Annotated in this window: 10 protein-coding genes; 8 read left to right on the forward strand and 2 right to left on the reverse strand. The window is 45.6% G+C overall.

Going from position 1 to position 19,395, the window contains the following annotated elements:
• Positions 1-80: 80 nt before the first annotated feature.
• Positions 81-1,673 (forward strand): hypothetical protein, encoded by a 1,593-nt coding sequence (locus RGU70_RS02800; protein ID WP_322207897.1) that lies wholly within the window; start codon positions 81-83, stop codon positions 1,671-1,673.
• Positions 1,674-1,758: 85 nt separating this feature from the next.
• Here the strand turns inward: RGU70_RS02800 and RGU70_RS02805 are convergent, their stop codons facing one another.
• Together RGU70_RS02805 and RGU70_RS02810 are read right to left on the reverse strand one after the other, a co-directional pair.
• Positions 1,759-2,994 carry a DNA sulfur modification protein DndB gene (locus RGU70_RS02805; protein WP_322207898.1) on the reverse strand — a complete coding sequence of 412 codons (1,236 nt, stop codon included), beginning with the start codon at positions 2,992-2,994 and terminating at the stop codon, positions 1,759-1,761.
• Complete coding sequence (locus RGU70_RS02810; protein ID WP_322207899.1) at positions 2,994-3,482, reverse strand: hypothetical protein; 489 nt, start codon at positions 3,480-3,482, stop codon at positions 2,994-2,996. Before RGU70_RS02810 ends, RGU70_RS02805 begins: the two co-directional genes overlap by 1 nt.
• A 711-nt stretch (positions 3,483-4,193) precedes the next feature.
• Between RGU70_RS02810 and RGU70_RS02815 the strand changes: the two genes are divergently transcribed.
• The 7 genes from RGU70_RS02815 to RGU70_RS02845 are packed head-to-tail and all read left to right on the forward strand — an operon-like array spanning position 4,194 to position 19,379.
• The gene (locus RGU70_RS02815; protein WP_322207900.1) at positions 4,194-5,168 is read left to right on the forward strand and encodes a DUF4007 family protein; all 975 of its coding nucleotides are present in this window, start codon (positions 4,194-4,196) and stop codon (positions 5,166-5,168) included.
• A 3-nt stretch (positions 5,169-5,171) separates the two neighbouring features.
• Complete coding sequence (locus RGU70_RS02820) at positions 5,172-8,573, forward strand: hypothetical protein (protein WP_322207901.1); 3,402 nt, start codon at positions 5,172-5,174, stop codon at positions 8,571-8,573.
• Positions 8,570-9,421 carry a phosphoadenosine phosphosulfate reductase family protein gene (locus RGU70_RS02825; protein WP_322207902.1) on the forward strand — a complete coding sequence of 284 codons (852 nt, stop codon included), beginning with the start codon at positions 8,570-8,572 and terminating at the stop codon, positions 9,419-9,421. The genes RGU70_RS02820 and RGU70_RS02825 overlap by 4 nt, the downstream gene beginning before the upstream one ends.
• A 22-nt stretch (positions 9,422-9,443) precedes the next feature.
• Complete coding sequence (locus tag RGU70_RS02830) at positions 9,444-11,276, forward strand: hypothetical protein (protein ID WP_322207903.1); 1,833 nt, start codon at positions 9,444-9,446, stop codon at positions 11,274-11,276.
• 2 nt (positions 11,277-11,278) lie between these two features.
• Positions 11,279-12,847, forward strand: coding sequence for a hypothetical protein (locus RGU70_RS02835; protein WP_322207904.1), 1,569 nt, complete (start codon positions 11,279-11,281; stop codon positions 12,845-12,847).
• Complete coding sequence (locus RGU70_RS02840) at positions 12,844-18,267, forward strand: FtsK/SpoIIIE domain-containing protein (protein ID WP_322207905.1); 5,424 nt, start codon at positions 12,844-12,846, stop codon at positions 18,265-18,267. The genes RGU70_RS02835 and RGU70_RS02840 overlap by 4 nt, the downstream gene beginning before the upstream one ends.
• Positions 18,264-19,379, forward strand: coding sequence for a cysteine desulfurase family protein (locus RGU70_RS02845; RefSeq protein WP_322207906.1), 1,116 nt, complete (start codon positions 18,264-18,266; stop codon positions 19,377-19,379). Before RGU70_RS02840 ends, RGU70_RS02845 begins: the two co-directional genes overlap by 4 nt.
• Positions 19,380-19,395: the final 16 nt, after the last annotated feature.

Genomic DNA, 19,395 nt, shown 5'->3' on the forward strand with positions numbered 1-19,395 from the left:
TTCACTAAGTGAGTGAGATTTTCTAAGTAAAAATAACGATACCGTATGTCTTTAACCAGCGAGGGGGCTGGGTTCATTAGATGGCGGAAACAGACTCACTGATTGTTGGCGCGCTGCCCAAAGACGGCCACGCATGGCGAATTGATTGGTTCGGGAATCTCGCATTTCCGAATCGGATGATTCGCCGGACACAGACCTCGATGCTTTTGCATTTTTCTCGGGTCTGCGACGATCCTTACGATCCTGCCGCACTACTCTCCGCCTCCTCAACGAATACCCACTATCAACGCAAGGCATGGGTGTCGATCGGCAGCCTTGGGCTCTTTCGTGTTGGCGATATTTGGCGCAACGGACGACTTGAATCTCGCCCTGATTATCAACTAGAGACTTTTGATGATCTTTTGATCGACAAAAGCACAACGACTATTGTAAAGGCCGGCTTGAGTCTGGACTGCGACTGTTTCTTGCTGCCATTAGAAGAGCATCCTTGGCATCGTAATAACACGCAGTCCTACTGTCTCACGGTTGATCTGCCCGACAACAAGCGCCTAATTATTCCCTGCTATGAACTTATCCGCTTTTATTTCGGTTCATCCAGCAATCTTCTCGCACAGTTTTTTCGCCCACCGCTAAATCGCGATACGCTTTATAGCGATCTCAAATTCGACAGAGTGTCGAAACATCTACAAATAACTCTTGCTTCCAAACTTTCAGGATTCTCTGCTGCCGATATCGCTCGCATTGCGCTCGATCCCGTAGCGTGGCGAGCTGCGGCTCACATCGGCACGTCCAGCCTAAAAGCATCGACATCCGGCCAGTCGATATATCCACAGGCAATATTTCCATTCGAGGGAACGACCCACCTGTCAGCATCTGGTAAATGGATGCCGTTTGGCGAACGAGAAAATGCTACTTTTGTAGTGTTCAGCCTTCGCTCCTGTTCGCACCCGTTTCCTTTTAAATCCATGCGCTATGAAACTGACCGGCAACATCAGACCGCTAACGATATAGATAAGGAGCGTGAGGACAATCCGAATCCGCGATCTCCACGCCTTCGGTCTGCACCGGATTCTAGAACCCAAGATTTAACCGACCAAGATGCATCAAGCCGCCTTTCATCCAAAACAAAAATGATTCAGTCGGATTTAAGATTCCCAGATCTATTGAAAAAATCTATATGGAAAACAAAACCGTTAAATAACGAAGGAGTCGGTGCAACTGCGAAGGGTGTGGCGCTTGAAGGCATGGCTGTTGGCGAGCCTGGCTCGGATCGAAAAATTCGACCGATCGATATAATAATTGCATGTCAGCGAGAAGAGAGCAATACATCAATCCCCGATTTTTTACGTTCTTTCGTGAGCATATTATTGGATATCAAACACGTCCAAATTGATTTGCTTACTTGCAGCGATGAAGACGGATGGACGATTCCAATTTCAGTTGTGTCTAATGAAGATGGTGAAATCGATTTAAGGCATTGCATCACCGATGCCTCAGGAAAACCGCGCTTGCGTAAAACGTCCATGTTTTCGCTAAAACGAAATCAAGATCACATATATGTAGTTCTAATAGAAGCTTCGCCTATCTATTTGAAGATTTATTCTGCCACGGACGGAATAAATAAAATATTACTTCAGGCGGCGGTCGACTACGTTGCAGAAATCAATAATTAAATTGCAAATAAGCTAAAGGACAACCGGATTCAATTTCTTAATAGACCATCCAAATTCTGCTTCGATAATATTTGGATAGTTGTCCTCATACTGACTGATTTGTAATAGCAGTAAGAAAGCCTCTTAAGTCAGCTTCGTTTTTTTTCGTATTCGCCGCCTGCCCCGCCTGCAATAACAGTTGAGTCTCCGCCATCGATAATTTGGTAGATATCATGGCTTCACTAATTGGGTTCCACAATAAATGGTGCCAAATGGGATTAAACAAGTTTAGATCAACCTTACTCAATATTGCGACTGCGGCGCTTATGGTATTTCCTCTTTCTATCAGCAAGCTAGCGGCCCTAGCAAAAACCCTTTGTCCAGCGGGACGAAATAACAAATGATTTATAGTCTTCGACCGAAATTCGTTGGCGTTCTTTTTTTGGTCAATAAAAACCTGTTTGTATTCAGGGATTTTTGTTAAAAGCGCGTCTAAATATTCAATGCAATGATTTGCGAAGCTTTCAATATCTGGATCTGACGGCCTTTCAGATTCAAAGTCTTTTCGTTTTAACTGTCCATATAGCTCTTTGACGATTTCATATAATCCGACTACGCTCGTTATAGTTGTTGGATTATTTGCTGAAAGGGAACCGGTGCTCGTATAAGAAATATGTTCCCGATTGTCTTCAAAAAGCCAATGCGTATCAATGATGAATCTCGTCACCACCGCAAATCCGTTATCCTCATCGAGTGCAATGATTCCGGCTGTCGATACCCGCTTGGCTTTTTTATTTACGGTCGTAAAGAGCCGTCTTGTGCGTATTTTTCCTTCTGGTGTGGACGCATCATGGCCAACGAATATTGCCGCGACTTCATCGAGACGAGCTGCGTCATCAGTTTCCCAACTTTGAACCGCGTTCTTAATTCCGGCAACCCTATGCTGTCCATCAATTGCAAATAACTTTTCTGTTCCGCTAAGCTGCAAAAAGCCCAGTCTTCCGGTAACTTGTTCTTGTTGTTCTATAGTTGCATTTAACGCGTTGGCCTTGAAGCTGACATCTAAGGGAGCCCATGTGGGATTACCATCATAAATACCAATAATTATTGCACCCAGAAATCTCTGCTGGTTTGCCAATATATATTTTGCGATTGCTTCAGAGTGTTCGTTAATTGCCTCCCTCTGTATCCACGTTGAAAGCTGCTTTCTTTCATGAATTTCATCAGGGTCTTTTATTAAGGTCGCGACATCATTTAGCGTTAATGCCGTCACATAAAAATTCCAGTCACCTATATGGGATCGGATCGCAGGCAATAATGTAGTAGTGACGGAATCAGCCATTAGGAAAATGCTCTCATGACGCGGCTAGTGGTAGCGGCTTTATATTGTTTATTAAATGGCGGGCGAAATGCTTCGATCATTTCTTCCTCTAGATTTTCAGCTGCTTCGACAGTGGCGGTCGTCACATAGAAATATCGCAGGTGACCATTCCACTGATTTAGCATGCTCCAGATTGCTGGACGCCCGCTGACCGCGAAGTCTTTACCGATTTCTGCAATGTAGGCCGATATTCTATTGTGCAAGCTTGTTGCCTTGCCAACGTAAAATAGGCCGCCAGCATAATCAAAATTAAAAATATTGGGAGTTGCCACAAAGGCATAAACTCCTGGCACCTTGGGTGCAACATTTGGAGTTGGGGGGAAATCAAACTGATGCCAGGTTAATGACACTGAAGGCGCGGCCCTCCACGCTGACGGAAGAAACATCATCTCAACTTGATGGATTTTAACAAATGCCAAGTCATGTATGGTCGTAGCTGCAGTCGCCATTAAATAAACAATCTCCGTCGAGTACCGTCTCGGCCAACCGATTCGATTTTTATTGTTAAATTTGCAATAGACCAATTTACGAAGCACCGTTAAATTGGAAAACGCATTCAATTTGTTATCTGCGGATGATAGTCAATATATAAACCCGCCGCAATCTAATCGAAAATTTCGCACAGAAATATGCGCTTCCTATTTCTGCATCACCGCCATCATAGTCCACCCGACGGCTATAGACAATATGACTAATTTACTTGCATTGCTAGCACATATAGCATTAATATCATTGCTATGTATGCTAGCACTTACTGAGTAAATTTATGCCTCGAGCAAAACAACGCCAATTGAAGATAGCAACTGACATGGCTTCGGCTAAAACAGTTTTTTTAAGAGTACCGCCTGAACTTCACGCCGCACTGATCATGGCCGCAGGAGTTGAGCAACAGAGGCGGGGTGAAAGAACTAGTGTAAATTGGCTAGCGACGAAGGTGCTGGCCGAAGCCATGGACTTTGTCGTCTCTGATTGAAGCCACTAAGCGCGACTATGGCCTTACTCACTGGCTGAGTATTCGAGCTTTTAGCCGGAGCACTCTATACTATGTGATCTATGAATATGATGTGATTAAAAGCTAAAAAATATTTTCCAAACACATCCTTACGAATTTGTAATTAGCAGTTAATCTGCCGCACTCTATCTTTACGTCCGGGTTCTAAATGTCAAAAGTCCTTACCAATTTGCAACCTGCTGATTTCAACCAGCCTCTTGAAAAAGCCTCCCGCTTTCGTTTTTCGGGCCATCAGTCATTTTCATTACGCATTGCATGGTTACCAAAAGCGATCAAAGAAATTTCCAAAGGACATGATCCACTTACTGATATCGATCTAGGCATCACCTCAATGGGTCTTGGTAAAAACATGGTCGAGTCACTTCGGTGCTGGATAGAAGCATTCCAGGTTGCTACAAAAGAAGGCTCGGATTGGAAGCTTACGCAAATTGGCGAGCTGATATTTTCTCCAAAAACTGGCCAGGATCCATATTTAGAAGACCATACCTCTAATTGGTTACTTCATTGGCTAATTTGTAGTAACACCTCCTACACTCTTTTTGCTTGGGAATGCCTTTTTAATCGTTGGCCAACCACTGAATTCAGTGCCGCGGAGGTTATGACCGCATTTCGCCGAGAATTTGAGAAAAACAATAGAGAGGCTTCCCCGGTTACCTTAAAACAGCATTGGGAGGTTTTTCTCCACAGCTATCGGCCTCCTCGTGGAGGAAAAGGTGAAGATCACTTGGATAGTGCGCTTTCAGCGCTCGGATTAATTCGTGAGGTCGGCGAAAGGCAAAATTCGCAGGGGAAATGGGAGCCGCTTTATTCTTTCGATATCGGTCAAAAGGCCAGTATTCCGCAACAACTTTTTGCGTTTTTTATTCATGACTGGTGGAACCGCAAATTCCCTGCAGAAAAGACCGTTTCGCTTCAAGAGATTGTTTCGGGCGAACACAGTCCTGGCCGATTACTTAAGCTGCAGGAAAAGGAATTGCTGTTACGGATCGAAAACCTTGCGCATATTTATCCAAAGGTTTTCAAACTTACAGAATCAGCAAATGTAAGGCTGCTTCAGAGACCGACAACACAGAGTGGATACGAAGCTCTCATAACTGCTTACACGAACCCAATTTTTCTTTGACCGATGCCTACTATAAAAGCCAAATTCGAGGAACAACCGATTTCCTCCCTTCTGCAGATCCATCCCCGGTTCATGCGGTCGGCGCATCTTGAACGTGACATTCAAGATCCCAGATCCTCGCAGGCTTACATTCTTACTCCAGTTGCTCGGCAAGCGTTAGAGCGTATCACGGAAGGTTTTCTGCCAAATTCCACCCAACGCGCATGGCGTATCGCCGGAGACTACGGCTCGGGAAAAACTGATTTTTCGTTGGCCCTCGCTCGGGTCGCCAAAGGGGCAAAGAATGAGCTACCCAACGATATTCGCAAATTCGTCGGCCGCACTACATTTTTTCCAGCGATGGCCACGGGCGACAATGAGCCGCTCGGGATAACTATTCTTCGCGCACTTAACGTGCCCTGGGAGCACAAACGCCAGCCGTCTACAGAGGACGTTCTCGTTGCCGTTCGAACTGCGGTAACTAAAGCGCGGAAAAGGCAGCATGGAGGCCTACTGCTCATTTTAGATGAATTGGGGAAAAATCTTGAATACGCGGCCAGAAACCCAGAGCACGACGATATTTTTCTGCTGCAGCGGTTGGCAGAAGAAGCTAGTCGAAGTGGCGAAAAGGCGTTTATTGTTGTGGCGATGCTTCACCAAGGCGTTGCCGCATATGCTTCAGGATTGGACTCCGTCTCGAAAAGGGAATGGGACAAAGTAGCTGGGCGCTTTGAAGAAATAATTTATGCTCAACCGACCGAACAAGTAGCCGCATTAGTGGCGGCGACCTTAAATGTTCAAACTGACCGACTTCCGCAGGTGATTCAAAAGGAGTCACACGCAGCCATGCGAGCCGCCCTCACTGCAGGACTTTATGGATCGGTTGCCGCAGAGTCCCTATTGGATCTCAGCGCCAAAATTTTCCCTCTTCACCCTACAGTCCTCCCAATTCTTATCCGTACGATGAGAAAATTTGGTCAGAATGAGCGATCACTTTTCAGCTTTATTTCATCCGGAGAGCCATTAGGTCTGCAACATCACATTACGAGAAAATTCGGTGATGCAGACTATTATCGTATGTCGAATTTATTCGACTATGTCCGCTCAAACTTACTCCCCACAATTACCGCTGGCAACTCATTTACTCATTGGGGTGTGATAGAAGCTGTTTTAGCGTCGACAGCGATCGAAAGTCCAGCGGAAGATGCTGTTCTGAAATCTATTGCGATGTTGAGTCTACTTGACGCGCCGGATCTTCCATCTACGGAAGAGGCTATTAAGCTAGCAATCGGGGGAAATCGCGAAGCCACTACAGTGGCGATTAATAATCTTCGCGTCAGAGGGGTCGTTTATGAGCGCGGTACCGTCCGGGGACTGTGTCTGTGGCCACATACCAGCGTTAACCTTGATGAAACTTTCACTCAAGCAACGGAGGTGACATCAGATCGTGGGGATGGTATTCGCGGGTTATGCGATCACATCCAATCAGAAACGCTCGTCCCCCGTGCCTATTACACGGAAACGGGAACATTGAGATATGCTGATGTGCAAATTCTTTCAGTGGTCGACTTAGAGGCTCGTTTTGCGAATTTGCCAAAGCTTGATGGCAAGGGTGCCGACTTAAATATTTACGTCGCGCTACCGGTCGACGTTAATCAATATAACAAAGCTCGAAAATTCCTCATCGCCAATTCTGAAAAAATACCCAAGGGGTCTTATATAACCTTGGCGGTGCCACAGGGGATGGCGATTAAAGCAATGGCGGATCTTATAGCGTGGAAATGGGTGAAAGACAATGTACCTACATTGTCTGGGGACCGTTATGCGCGCGAAGAGGTAACTCGTCAAATTAATCTGGCAGAAAAACAAGTTCGGGCGAAACTGGGCGGCATTGATAACCTTGCCGTCTCCAATGGGAAACGTCTGGACTGGTTCTACCACGGCGCAGAATCTCCCCTGCGTCTGCTTACAGGAAGGGAGCTTCTGACTTTTCTTGGTGAAGAATGCCGGCGCATCTACACCGCCACGCCCCGAATCTTAAATGAACTGATAAACCGCAGATCTCCATCCAGCGCTGCCGTCGGTGCACGAACAAAGCTCGTTGAAGCGATGACCACATCGCCAGAAAAACCAAACCTCGGACTAGATATAACTAAGCGTCCACCAGAAATGGCGCTTTACCTATCGATTCTTCAGCATGGTGGCTTTCACGTCGAAACTGAAACTGGCTGGATGTTTCGTTCGCCCAAAAAACGTGACGATCATTGTAATCTGCTACCGGCACTCGACCTTATTACCAAAACTCTTCAAGCAAAGGGAATAGACGTACTTATTCCTTTGCCCGAAATATTTGAAGCACTATCACGCCCTCCGTTCGGAATTCGAGAAGGCCTTCAACCATTTATTGTCGCGATTTACCTGGCCACTCATCATCAGCGTGTTGCACTGTATGAAGACGGCACTTATCTGCATGAGGTCGGTGGTGAAGCCTTCCTCCGGTTAATGAAAGAACCCCAATATTTTCATTTGCAGTATTGTGAATTGGATATTGTCCGTGCGGAAGTTTTAAATAGCTTATTAACTCAACTTCAGATTGATCCAAGAGACGCATCTAAAACCGATTTGCTGGATTTAATCCGACCCTTGGCAATTTTCATTAGTCGAGAAGTTCCAGAGTACGCTCGCAAAACACATACTCTTTCAGCAACGGCATCTACTGTACGTGCCGCTCTTCTAGATGCGCGAGAGCCTATTAAACTTGTTTTTACTACACTTCCTTCAGCATGTGGCCTTCCACCAATCGACAAGGGCGGTTTGAAGAATCCCGAAGCTTTTGCCGCAGGCTTAAAAAACGCGCTGCACGAAATTCGAACTGCCTACCCTAATCTAATACAGCGTCTAAGTAACTCCCTAACTGCCGCGTTCAAAATAGAGAATTCTGCGCCTAAGGCACGCGAAAACATCATGGATCGAGCCGCGCAATTAGGCGCGGCTGTGACCGAGCCAACACTAAAGGCTTTCGCTTTGCGCCTTTCAGATAAAGCGCTCGGTCACCGAGAATGGGTTGAATCTATCGCCAATTTGCTTGCTAGAAAATCACCTGAGCGATGGACAGATAAAGACGAGATGGAGTTTAATCATCAATTGGAACTCGCATCCGCCAAATTTTTGCGTACGGAAATGGCGCTTATTGGTACCACGAAAAAATTAAATGGGCACGCCTGCAGAATTGCTATAACGAAGAGTGATGGTACTGAAATGGGCGAACTTATTAACTGGGACGGAATGGATGACGCTCGTATTGCGACTGCGGAAATCGCCATACAAAATATTCTTACTCAGCATGGCCGTTATGGCATGGCCGCCGCTATGCGAGCCATATGGGACCGTCTTGAAAGTGAAAGCAACGCAACAAGGAAAGTATGACTGAAAAATCAACTGGATCCCCCATCACATGGCCCGAAGATCCATCATTAGTACGGCACATACTGAGTCTCTCAGGCGGGAAAGATAGTGCCGCGCTCGCCGTTCATCTCCGTGATCGAGTTGAGAACATTGAGTATATTTTTCATGATACTGGCAAAGAGCTTCCAGACACGTATGAATATCTTGAACGATTGGAAGGTTATCTGGGGCAGAAAATCGTTCGCACGACATTTGGGACAACTTTCGATCATATTCTTAGAATAAAAGGAGGCATGCTTCCTTCAACACATCGGCGGTGGTGTACCGACCTGATGAAACTCAAACCATTCGAAAACTATATTGGTGATGATTTTTGCATAAACTATGTCGGTATCCGTGCCGATGAAGACCGTGTGGGATACATCAGCCACAAACCTAACATTCGTGCAGTTTTCCCGTTTCGAGAAGACGGAATTGCCTATGAAGGTGTTCAACGCATTCTGGAAGAGTCAGGGCTAGGCATGCCTCCCTATACAGAATGGGGTAGGACCCGGAGCGGTTGTTTCTTCTGCTTCTATCAACAAAAAATTGAATGGGTTCGGCTTAAGAGACGCTATCCCGAGCTATATGAAGAAGCAAAATCTTACGAAAAACCTAATCACATAAACGGAAACGTCTTTTATTGGTGTGGAACCGAGTCATTAAGCGATTTGGAGCAGCCAGAACGAATGGCACAAATTGAGGGAAACTGGAATAAAGCCCAAATACGGATTGCAAAGCACCAGCCAAATCGTTCACTTGCCGAAACTCTCGGGGGACTTCATGTAGAGCCCAGACGTCGAGAAGGCTGCTTAATCTGCCAACTGTAATACCACTTTCAAGCGGGAAGTCATGCTGACACAAAAAAAGGGTGAGAAATGGGTTCGCCTACTAAGAAACTATAGTCCAGTCGGCGGCAATGAGGCGATGCAAGCTGAAACCGTAGATTCACTATCAAAATTTCTTGGTATCTCGAAGCTCGCATTCACGCATCCCGCTCGTCAGAAAATACTCGATTGCTTCCCCGAAACTGGTTCGTTTCGAAATATTGTATTAACCGGGACGGCAGGAGATGGTAAGACGTCCCTTTGTATCGATCTCGTAAAAACGCTAGAAGGCACATCAAGCAGCACCACAGATGGAATCAAAACTATTCAAGTGGAAACAGCAGATGGACCAAAGCACATCACATTAATTTACGATGTCACCGCCTGGCGAAATCAAGCACGGGTCCGAACTAGTGGCGAAGATCTCGCTGTTTTAACTGAAATGGCCGCTTCGGTATATGGAGACACAAATAAATTCTTTGTACTTGCCGTCAATGATGGGCAAATGCATGAATTATTTCGTTCCCTTCCTATTGATACAAGCGAAAACGTTCGAAGACTTGAAAAGGATCTGATTGCGCTTCACGCCCAAGGCGTAAGAGATCAGGGGGAACGCCTAAGGTTAATTAATCTCAGTCACGTCCGAAGCGAAGAAATCATGGCGCTCTGCCTGGACGCGATATTGCAACGTGAGGAATGGAAATGCTTTGAAGAGGAGCCTGATAATCCGCTCTTTGCTGAAGGGTCATCGCTTCGCAAAAATTTTATGTTGCTTAATACGCCGGAGCTTCGGGCTAAGCTTCTTATGTTTGCGCAAATTGCGGATATGACCGGTTATCACTTTCCGATAAGAGGCGTTTTTTGCTTACTTGCCAATGGCTTACTGGGTCACCCCGACGCCAAGGATGGCGTAATTCGGCCAGGAAAAGAAGCTGCTCAGCTACTAAAGAAATCAACCCACTACAAGGCAGCGCTCCATCGCACACTTTTCGGTGAAAATTTAAGGGAAAGTACGCGTAACAAAAGGAGTGTATATCGGTTTTTTTCGATGCTGCATATCGGAGAAGAAACAACGAATGACCTTGACGAATTATTTGTATTCGGAACGAGAGATTCCAGTCTAACTGCCGCATATGACGATTTGGTCGCACCCGATCAATTTGATCAGCGCAACCCCCAATTTCATGAAATGCTCAATCAATACATTCGAGGAGATTTAGCAGACGAAGGTGCTACCGAAACATTTTTATCGGAGCTTGCCGTAGAACGCCGTAGGGTATTTTTATATGCAAGTCTCGACCAATTAGAAAAATATCACCTTTGGCAAACGACTGTATTTCATCACGCTGGCGAATATATTAAAGAAATTTTAATTCCGCTCGAAATCGGAAAACGACCAGCACGCCCGCATTTACGAAAAATCGCTTCCGGGCTTAATCGTATTTGGACGGGCTTATTGTTAGCGGAGAACGCAAATGAAATTTATTTTGCTACCGGCTTAGATCTAACAACCTCACCTGTTAGCGATATTTTACTTCGTCAGGCAGATATCAATGGTGACGAACCGGCATTGGAGATTGCCCTAAACGAAAATAGCCCCATTCCTAACGTGATTCTTTCGACAAATGGGCGCTCATTCACATTTCGCTTAACATTGCCACGTTACGAATTTCTTTGTCGCGTAGCTGATGGTGCAATGCCATCAAGCTTTTCTCGAGAATCGTCATCGGACTTTATGTCCCTAAAGCAGAGGTGTTTACGTGATCTTGGTATTAGAGCGAGCACGCATACCCTGAACCTCATAGAGGTTCAGGACTCCGGGATCATTCATAAACGTTCCATCCATTTCGCAGAATAAAAATGATTGAATTAGATAACACGGAAGATTTTTCCGGATCAAAAAATCAAAACGATTCTTGGATTATCGAAGCGATTTGGGGACACCGCATAGAACGTCAACCATTTTCCGCTTTAATGCTGGAATTTTTGGGAATGGCTGAAGGAATGTATCGCCAAAAGAAATTGTTTGCACATACATCCCCTTCCGATAATCCGATATATGTAGCAAATAGATCTCTCCAATTGCGCAATATTCTCTTTAACAACCCACAAATGGAAGAAATTTTACGCAACTCATTAGGAGATGACGCTTCAGCTTGGGAGAAATGGCTTGAAGTTATGAAAATTTCTGCGTCGGTGGGAGAAAACCTCAGCCCAGATTTTTCATATTTAAAGAACAACTTTGAAACATTTGGCGAATTGGTCAATGTTGTTCGTCTGCTGCGAAATATCACAATCGATCAGGAGAGCGAACGTGGCTGGACGACACAATTTATTTTCCCTATCGGCCCAGCCGCTCTTTATGAGGCACTTTTAGAGCGCGGTGACAAGTTCGAAAGAACTCGGAGAGTTTTTACTCGTACGGGAGAACTCGGCTATTTAATGGTCTCTCGCGCATCCGAGGAGCTCCGCAATAAAATCGAGAGAAAATTAGCACATTCATTTGATCCCAATGGGGCCCGCAATAAATTGGTCTTACGCCTTTTATCGTCGGATGAACCCGATAAAGGCGAAAAAAAAAGTGGGACATATTTACCCTATAAGACACACCCCGCTTACAACAGAATGGCTGAGGACATCTCTGCCATTCTCGATCTAGATTTGCCCGATCAGGACTCATTTGAATTTATCCAGCCACTGCTCGGATTGCATATTTATCTTTATGGAATAGAGACCGCTAGCCATTGGGTTGGAACTCCCGAAATGCCGCCTATGGTTTGTGAAATTCTCGCTCCTCGAAGCGATTTAGTCCGCAAAGCGGCCGTCGCATCGTATCTCGATAATGATGGACTTGGAAGCCAAGCGGTACGAACATTTATTGATACAACGCTATTTTCGGATCCAGATTTAAAGCGAATGCTCGCCAATAACGAGGCAGACGACGAATCCAAAAGGGATTACCTTTTGCACTTCCTGGAAAAATCATGCGCCCTAAATAAGGAAGGTATGGCGAATGCTCCTGACACCAAGTCATTAATCCAAAATTTTTATAGTTTTGCAGATAAATTTTATCGAAGCTATGCTGCAGATGGATTGACCGGTCTCGCAACCGGATGTGGATTTGTTTCTCGTCGTGGGACCACTCGTTTTCGATATGCACCAACTGACGGCCTATTACGAGCATTGGTACTTGCAAATGTTACCGCCCCTGTGGAGGAAGGCGCTTTTCTACGCCGCCTCTATGATCGATATCGTATTGTCATAGGTCCCGTCGAAGCAAAGGCTACCGTACGCGCTACACTTTTTGACGAAACTGATTTTAAGAAAAATCGTGACAGACTGGTCCAACATCTAATAGGCATGGGACTCGCGCAAAGGATGAGTGATGCCTGTACTTATGTACTTAATCCAATGGATGAACACGCGTGAAAACCCTTTCAGAAATTTCCGCACCGGACTCGCTTGTTGGAGCCATTGCCCTTGAGTATGTTCTATTAAAATTCAAGCCTTTAATGGAAGACGACGACTCTCGAGGAGCCTTCCATGTGTTGTCGGGATTTTCCGCCGACCAGTTAGTTGGATTTATTAGAGCTAAAGATGCAAAAGGCCAAGAAACAACGCGGCTAAGACTTCAGTTTCCCGCGACGGCATTATCCGGCCACGACATTAATCCGCTTTATCTAACGGATGACTCGGCGGTTGGTGTACGCAACCAACCACGAGGAAGTGGTCTCATCGTACTTACTGCCGAGGTGGAAAATGATGCGGAGGCATCACTGGCCGATAGTGATAGAACGGATGCCTCTGATTTAAAAGATAAAAATATCGCTCATATTTGGGTCGATTTTGTATCGAGGAATGTAAAACGCGCGCTTTTACCTGATGAAACTCCAAAGGCAGAGGCCCTTTTAAAGGGACTATTTGATACCGGACGATGCCCGACTACGAAGGTAGGTGAATATCTAGAGGCAGTTCTTGAAGCATTCAAGGACGAACCCCTAACAAGAGCGGCCGGAAGATCGCTGCCAATTATTGGTCTTCCCCGTTTCGATGATTGCTTCAGTTCTTTGAACGATAAAAAGATGGGACAGGCGTCGCAATGGGCAGAAAAATTCAAAAGCCACTACACCTTAGAGTGTTACGTTGACAAGCGAGGCCCGTCACAAGAATTGCTAGATACAGAAACTTTGCGCAAGACACTAGCGAGGCTATTGGCCGATGAACAACAGCCGCCAATTCCTGAGGACGTTCTAGATGCATTTTCAAGCTATATAGATTCCGAAGGAAAACGTAACGCGGCAACAGAAAATCTGCTTTTCGAATTCGATTGGAGTTATACACGCCATTGCTTCGATAAAAATAGACGAAGCTCATCGAAAGATTTTTCCGACCGCACTCGCAAGGCTTTAGATGATGAAGGGGTCGTGCCAACTGACGACGACATATTAGTCATTGAATCACTAAAAAAAGTTACTCGCAGGTCAGGTACTGCACCGCCAGATTTTCGAGAATTCTTCGAGCGAAAATCTGAAACTTTAGAAAAGGACACGAAGCTTTTCATTGAATGGGAAGATTATGTCCATGGCAAAAAAATTGAATGCTTTGATTTGTTTCAAGGAATTTTCGAGTGCTTACAGCGGACAGTCCGCGGTCTAGGATTAGACGAGTCGGCATACATCGAACTCGAAGGGCGTAGACAGAGCAAACCAAATAGTTTCATGGAAAGTAATCAGCGCGCGTGTGAATATTTTGAAAGATCATATGGGTCACTCAGCGCTCTAACAAACAACAAAATCCGTTTCAAAGATACCTTGGTACTTAAGTACTCCAAGGAGGTACTGCCTAAGTTGAAAGATAAGCCGAAATTCAAAAACGCAAAGAAAACGACTAAAGCTATTACTTTAGAATTTTTTGCCTCGGTTTTTCAAACAAAGAACGGCAACACGGGCCGTAAGATCGGCATGTTAGCTTTAACGTGGAAATTCCCCATCGAATCTGTTCTTGCACAGGAAACTCCGGATTTCGATGCTATCTGTCGATACCATAACCAAAAAGCAACCACGCTAGTCCATTGTTTTGCAGAATATGAGGGGGTTGGACGCAAGGGTCTACCTCTTTCGCTCTCATTGCAAAACACAGAGGGTTTCGCTGATGTCGTCCGCGGAGGTGGGCGCGGCGCATTTGTGCCGGCGCAGGATCGAATCAAATCATTAGCGGCAGATTGGCATAAATTAATCAAGGAAGGCGAAGCTTTATCATGGTTCTCAGAAAACGCTAGTTTAAGTTTACAGACCAGGTTCAAATTATTCGAAGAGGTCTATAACAATGGCGTTTTAAGCCTGCGCAAAGACGCCATGGCTCACGGCTATACAGCCGAGATTGCGTCGGCGTACCGTACGCTTTTACTTGAGATTAATCAGCTTTCTCATGAAAATGCACGGAGGTCTTTACTTCAGATATTACTTTCCGTGGGATTGGCACAAGTCAAACGATCTGGGGGACGGAACTCTGTAGCTATCGTTTGCCCATGGCATCCGCTGCGTATGGAGGCGACAGCGGCACGACAACATCAGCTCCTTGGATTCATACATCAGTTGCTCGAAAATGGGCGCCTGCCATTTTCTGATGGCGCCAGTGGCGCGCTATTCTTCCGTGAGTTGGAACAACTCCAAATTCACCCCCTATACCCAGAAATGGCCTTAATTTGGGAAAACAAATCTCCCTCTGAACGAGTTGTCGCTCAGGCATTTTCTGGCTACACCCTTCATCACTCAGCAAAACGATCAAAGGCACCCATTTTGGCCGAATCTGATGACGGCTCGGCCTCTGCCTCCGCAACAATTGAGCATGAGGTCGGCGAATACCTGCGTCTTCAACCGCACGAAAGAGACAATCTTTCAATCCTTCTCTATAACTGTGCCTCCCCAACATTACCCTTAGCCGTCGTAAAAAGTATTAACCGAATTAACGAAAAAAGAGATGGCACCAAAATTACTTGTCAGGTTCTACTCGTACACCGTGACGAAAAACAGCTTCGACAAATTTACCGCGATATTATGTCCCGCGGTACAGAGGCGGAAGGTGATTCAACTGAAGCTACTGGAGATTTTCTTGCCAAAGTAAGGGTAAATATAACGGCTGCGAACCGGTTGAGGCGAACAGGGCGCGCTCAGCCGGTAGACATTGCATACTGCCGTGACCTCATATCCAATGAGTCTGAAGCAATATGGGAATGGGTACATCGGGAAACCGTTGCTCCAATTGAATTAAAACCACATCAATGGAGTCGTAAATTTCCAGTCATTGCAGGTGATCGTAAAGTGCGCCTGCAGCTGGTTTGCCCTGCGCAGACCGAAACAGGATGGACCTATCTCTATGCCATCGCGGAACTTTGTGCAAATGGCGCGGAAAAAGCATGGAAAGCCGGCGATTGCCCGGTGCTAATGCGAAGGCTGGACTTCGATGATCAAAGTGTTGAACGAATTTTTAAAGAGACACATGAATTGGCAACGTGGGTAGTCAACCAGGATGAGCTTCTGGATCGAAAACTTCTCGAAGCGTGCCAGGTCAAGGTCATCCGATATATTCAATCCGCTACACATGGCCGTAATTTAATCATCTCTTCTGATGCCCGTGACACCCTCCTGGTAAATACCCTTAAAGAGAAAATTAAAGCAATATTGGTGTCAGAGACTGCCGAGAATTTCATAGTTAATCTAAGCAAAAAATTTATCGACGACGCAAATCGCATTTCCGGCGGATTAATTCTCAAAGCAGCTCGACGTGCGAACAATACAAACGAACTATTGGGAATGGTCTTATCAAGATATATTGTCCAATCGGAGCTTGGACTTGAGCGGGCTATCGCATGGTGCTTTTTAGATGACTATAGTCAATGGCTCGGCAAAAAAGAAGGTGCCCAAATTGCTGATCTATTAGTTCTTGCACCGACCACCAAAGAAGATGGTTCGCTGCACTTGGACGTCATCGTTACCGAGGCAAAATTCGTTACAAATGATGCCGTGGGCAATGCGGCCAGCAACTCAGCAAAGCAGCTTGTTGACACACTGTCCCAATTGGCTGAAGCCCTTAATGGTACGGCACCTACCATTGACCAAGATATTTGGCTAGCCAGGCTCTCTGATTTGCTTATTCTCCAAACCGTGACGGTCTCGGGAAAACCTGCCCTTGATGCCATCGCTTGGCGGCGTGCCATACGTAACCGGGATTGCTCATTTCGGATACACGGCTATTCTCATGTCTTCGTGTATGAACCACAGGATTATTCCGCTCAAGAATCGTCAGTTAAAGGCGTGCCTGCGCCAAAAACTAAAATAGCGCTTGATGCTATTCAGGAAGTTTTTTCTCCGAACGATGTTCGTGAACTTTTAATGCAATATCAGAGGGAAGATGGCAAAAGCACCAATGAAATGCGAATTCGAAATGGCCATCCTTCATTTGGGCTGGGCAAAATCCAAATACTTACGCCAAAGTTAAATCCGAAAGCCTCCCATTTAACGGACAGCTCGGTCGGAAACATCGAGGGCAACCCAAATCTTCTAACTGATACGAGTGCGATTCACAATGACCATGACTCGCCTAAAGAAGAAATTAAAACGGTCGCGGTAGAATTGCCTCCTGAAAATGCAGTGGGAACCAATGGCAACCATGAACTAATTAGCTTCCTTGACGCTGCATCGTCTCAATTCGAAAGTTCTAAAACAGACGGAAATATTTGGCTCAAAGACGTCACTGCTCAGCTACGTCAAGCACTAATAAGTCGAGGCTTGACAGCAAAGCTTAGTGAAGAATTTTCTCCTATTCTTACCCCTAACGCGGGCATTATAAAATTGCAAGGAACAAAAGAATTAACTGTTCAAGCTATAGAATCACGCGCCAGTGAAATCTTCACTTCAGACGGCATACAGATTATTAGTGTCATGCCCGAGTCCGGAAGAATCTCTATTGCGGTAAAACGGCCGATACGAGAAATTTTGCACACCGAAAGAGTGTTATTAGATTATCTTAAAAATTTTGACGCGCTTAACGCTGGTGAAAGTATCTCCATCGGCATCGCCGAAGAAGATGGCAAACAAATATTGCTTGATCCGCTATCCCAACCGCATACACTAGTGGCGGGTATAACTGGAAGCGGCAAATCAATTTTAATTCAAAATATTCTTATAACGATCGCAGCATCACGTTCCCCGGATCAAGCGCTCATATATCTCATCGATCCAAAATTTGGCCTCGATTACCGTCCTCTTGAAGGTCTTCCGCATCTGAAGGCAGGTTCTGGCCGCATCATTGATGACACGCAAGAAGCTATTGAGATGCTAAAAAACCTCGTCACTGAGATGAACAATCGTTACGTATTATTCAAAGAAGCCGGTGTACCAAACATCGGCGCTTATCGGCGCGCAACAGGTAAAAAAATGCCGACGCTATGGGTAATTCATGACGAATTTACTGACTGGATGATGATTGAAGAATATCGAAAAGCTGTGCCAGATGTAGTTAGCCGATTAAGCGTAAAAGCCCGTGCAGCTGGTATTTTTTTAATTTTTGCTGCGCAACGTCCTGACAAAGATGCAATGCCAATGCAACTACGCTCCCAGTTAGGAAACAGGCTGATATTAAAAGTAGATAATGAAGCGACCTCAGAAATTGCGATGGGTATAAAAAACGGTGGCGCCGAAAGGCTGCTCGGACGCGGACATATGCTTGTGCGAATTGGCCAGCCCGATTCCATATACGCCCAGGTGCCATTCATTGATATCGAAACTGTCGTTCCAGAAATCGTTGAAATCATTCAACGCCAATATAGAGATCTTCTCGTCCCCGCATGATTTATCTAGATAATAACGCGACCACTAAGCCAAGTTCAGCTGCAATAACAGCGATGCAAATTTATTTGCATGAATGTTATTTCAATGCGTCTACATCAACTGCCGAACTGACCGGTGCCAACAGGCCGTATGACGATGCTGCCGCGGCCATGACCTTCCTACTGGAAGCAGAAGATCCGACATGCTTTACTTTCACTTCTGGTGCCACTGAGTCTAATAATTGGATATTTTCAAATTTTTCAGACTCCTCACACGGCAGAATTGTCATCAGTACGATAGAACATCCTTCAGTTTCTGATTCTGCATCGCAAGCCGCCACTTGCGGTAAAGAGGTAGTGAATCTCCCTGTAGACGGCCAAGGCATTATTCTTCTCGCCGATCTTGCAAATTTACTCACACCAAATACGCAACTCGTCTCAATTATGGCGGCGAATAACGAAACCGGCGCACTCCAGCCTATCCACGAAATTGGCCAATTAGTCCGCAAGCTTAGTCCAATGGCGCTTTTTCATACCGATGCAACGCAAGCAGTTGGAAAGATCGCGATAAACCTTCAGGAGGATTGGAGTGACGTTGATTTGCTTTCATTTTCAGCGCACAAATTTCACGGGCCAAAGGGCATTGGCGGCTTGTATTGCCGCCCTGGAATTGAACTAAAACCATTGATATTAGGTGGTGGCCAGCAAAAAGGACTGAGATCTGGAACAATGAATACCCCGGCCTTGGCCGGGTTAGCAGCGGCTGTTCAAAGTCTGAATCTCCTTGCTGCCAGCAAGATTGAAGCCCTTCGTGACTATTTCGAACAACACTTAGCCCAGGCTCTTCCAGTAACCATGCATTCCGTTAATACAGAAAGACTGCCTAACACAAGCTGCTTTTCAATTGCCGGCACGTCTGGGGAATATCTCGCTCAAGAACTCGCGCTTGCAGGTATCATTGTCGGGACGGGATCCGCATGTTCCTCTGGGTCGCTACATCCCCCAAAAACTCTTCTTGCTATGGGTATAGAGTATGGCGTCGCACAAAGTGCATTGCGGGTGAGCCTTAGTAGCCTAACTACAATTGAAGAGATTGATATGCTATTAAATCAATTAATCCATATCAACAAATAGTAAGCATTCAATGGCT

It is taken from the genome of Herbaspirillum sp. RTI4 (genome assembly GCF_034313965.1).
GTDB lineage: Bacteria > Pseudomonadota > Gammaproteobacteria > Burkholderiales > Burkholderiaceae_D > Herbaspirillum.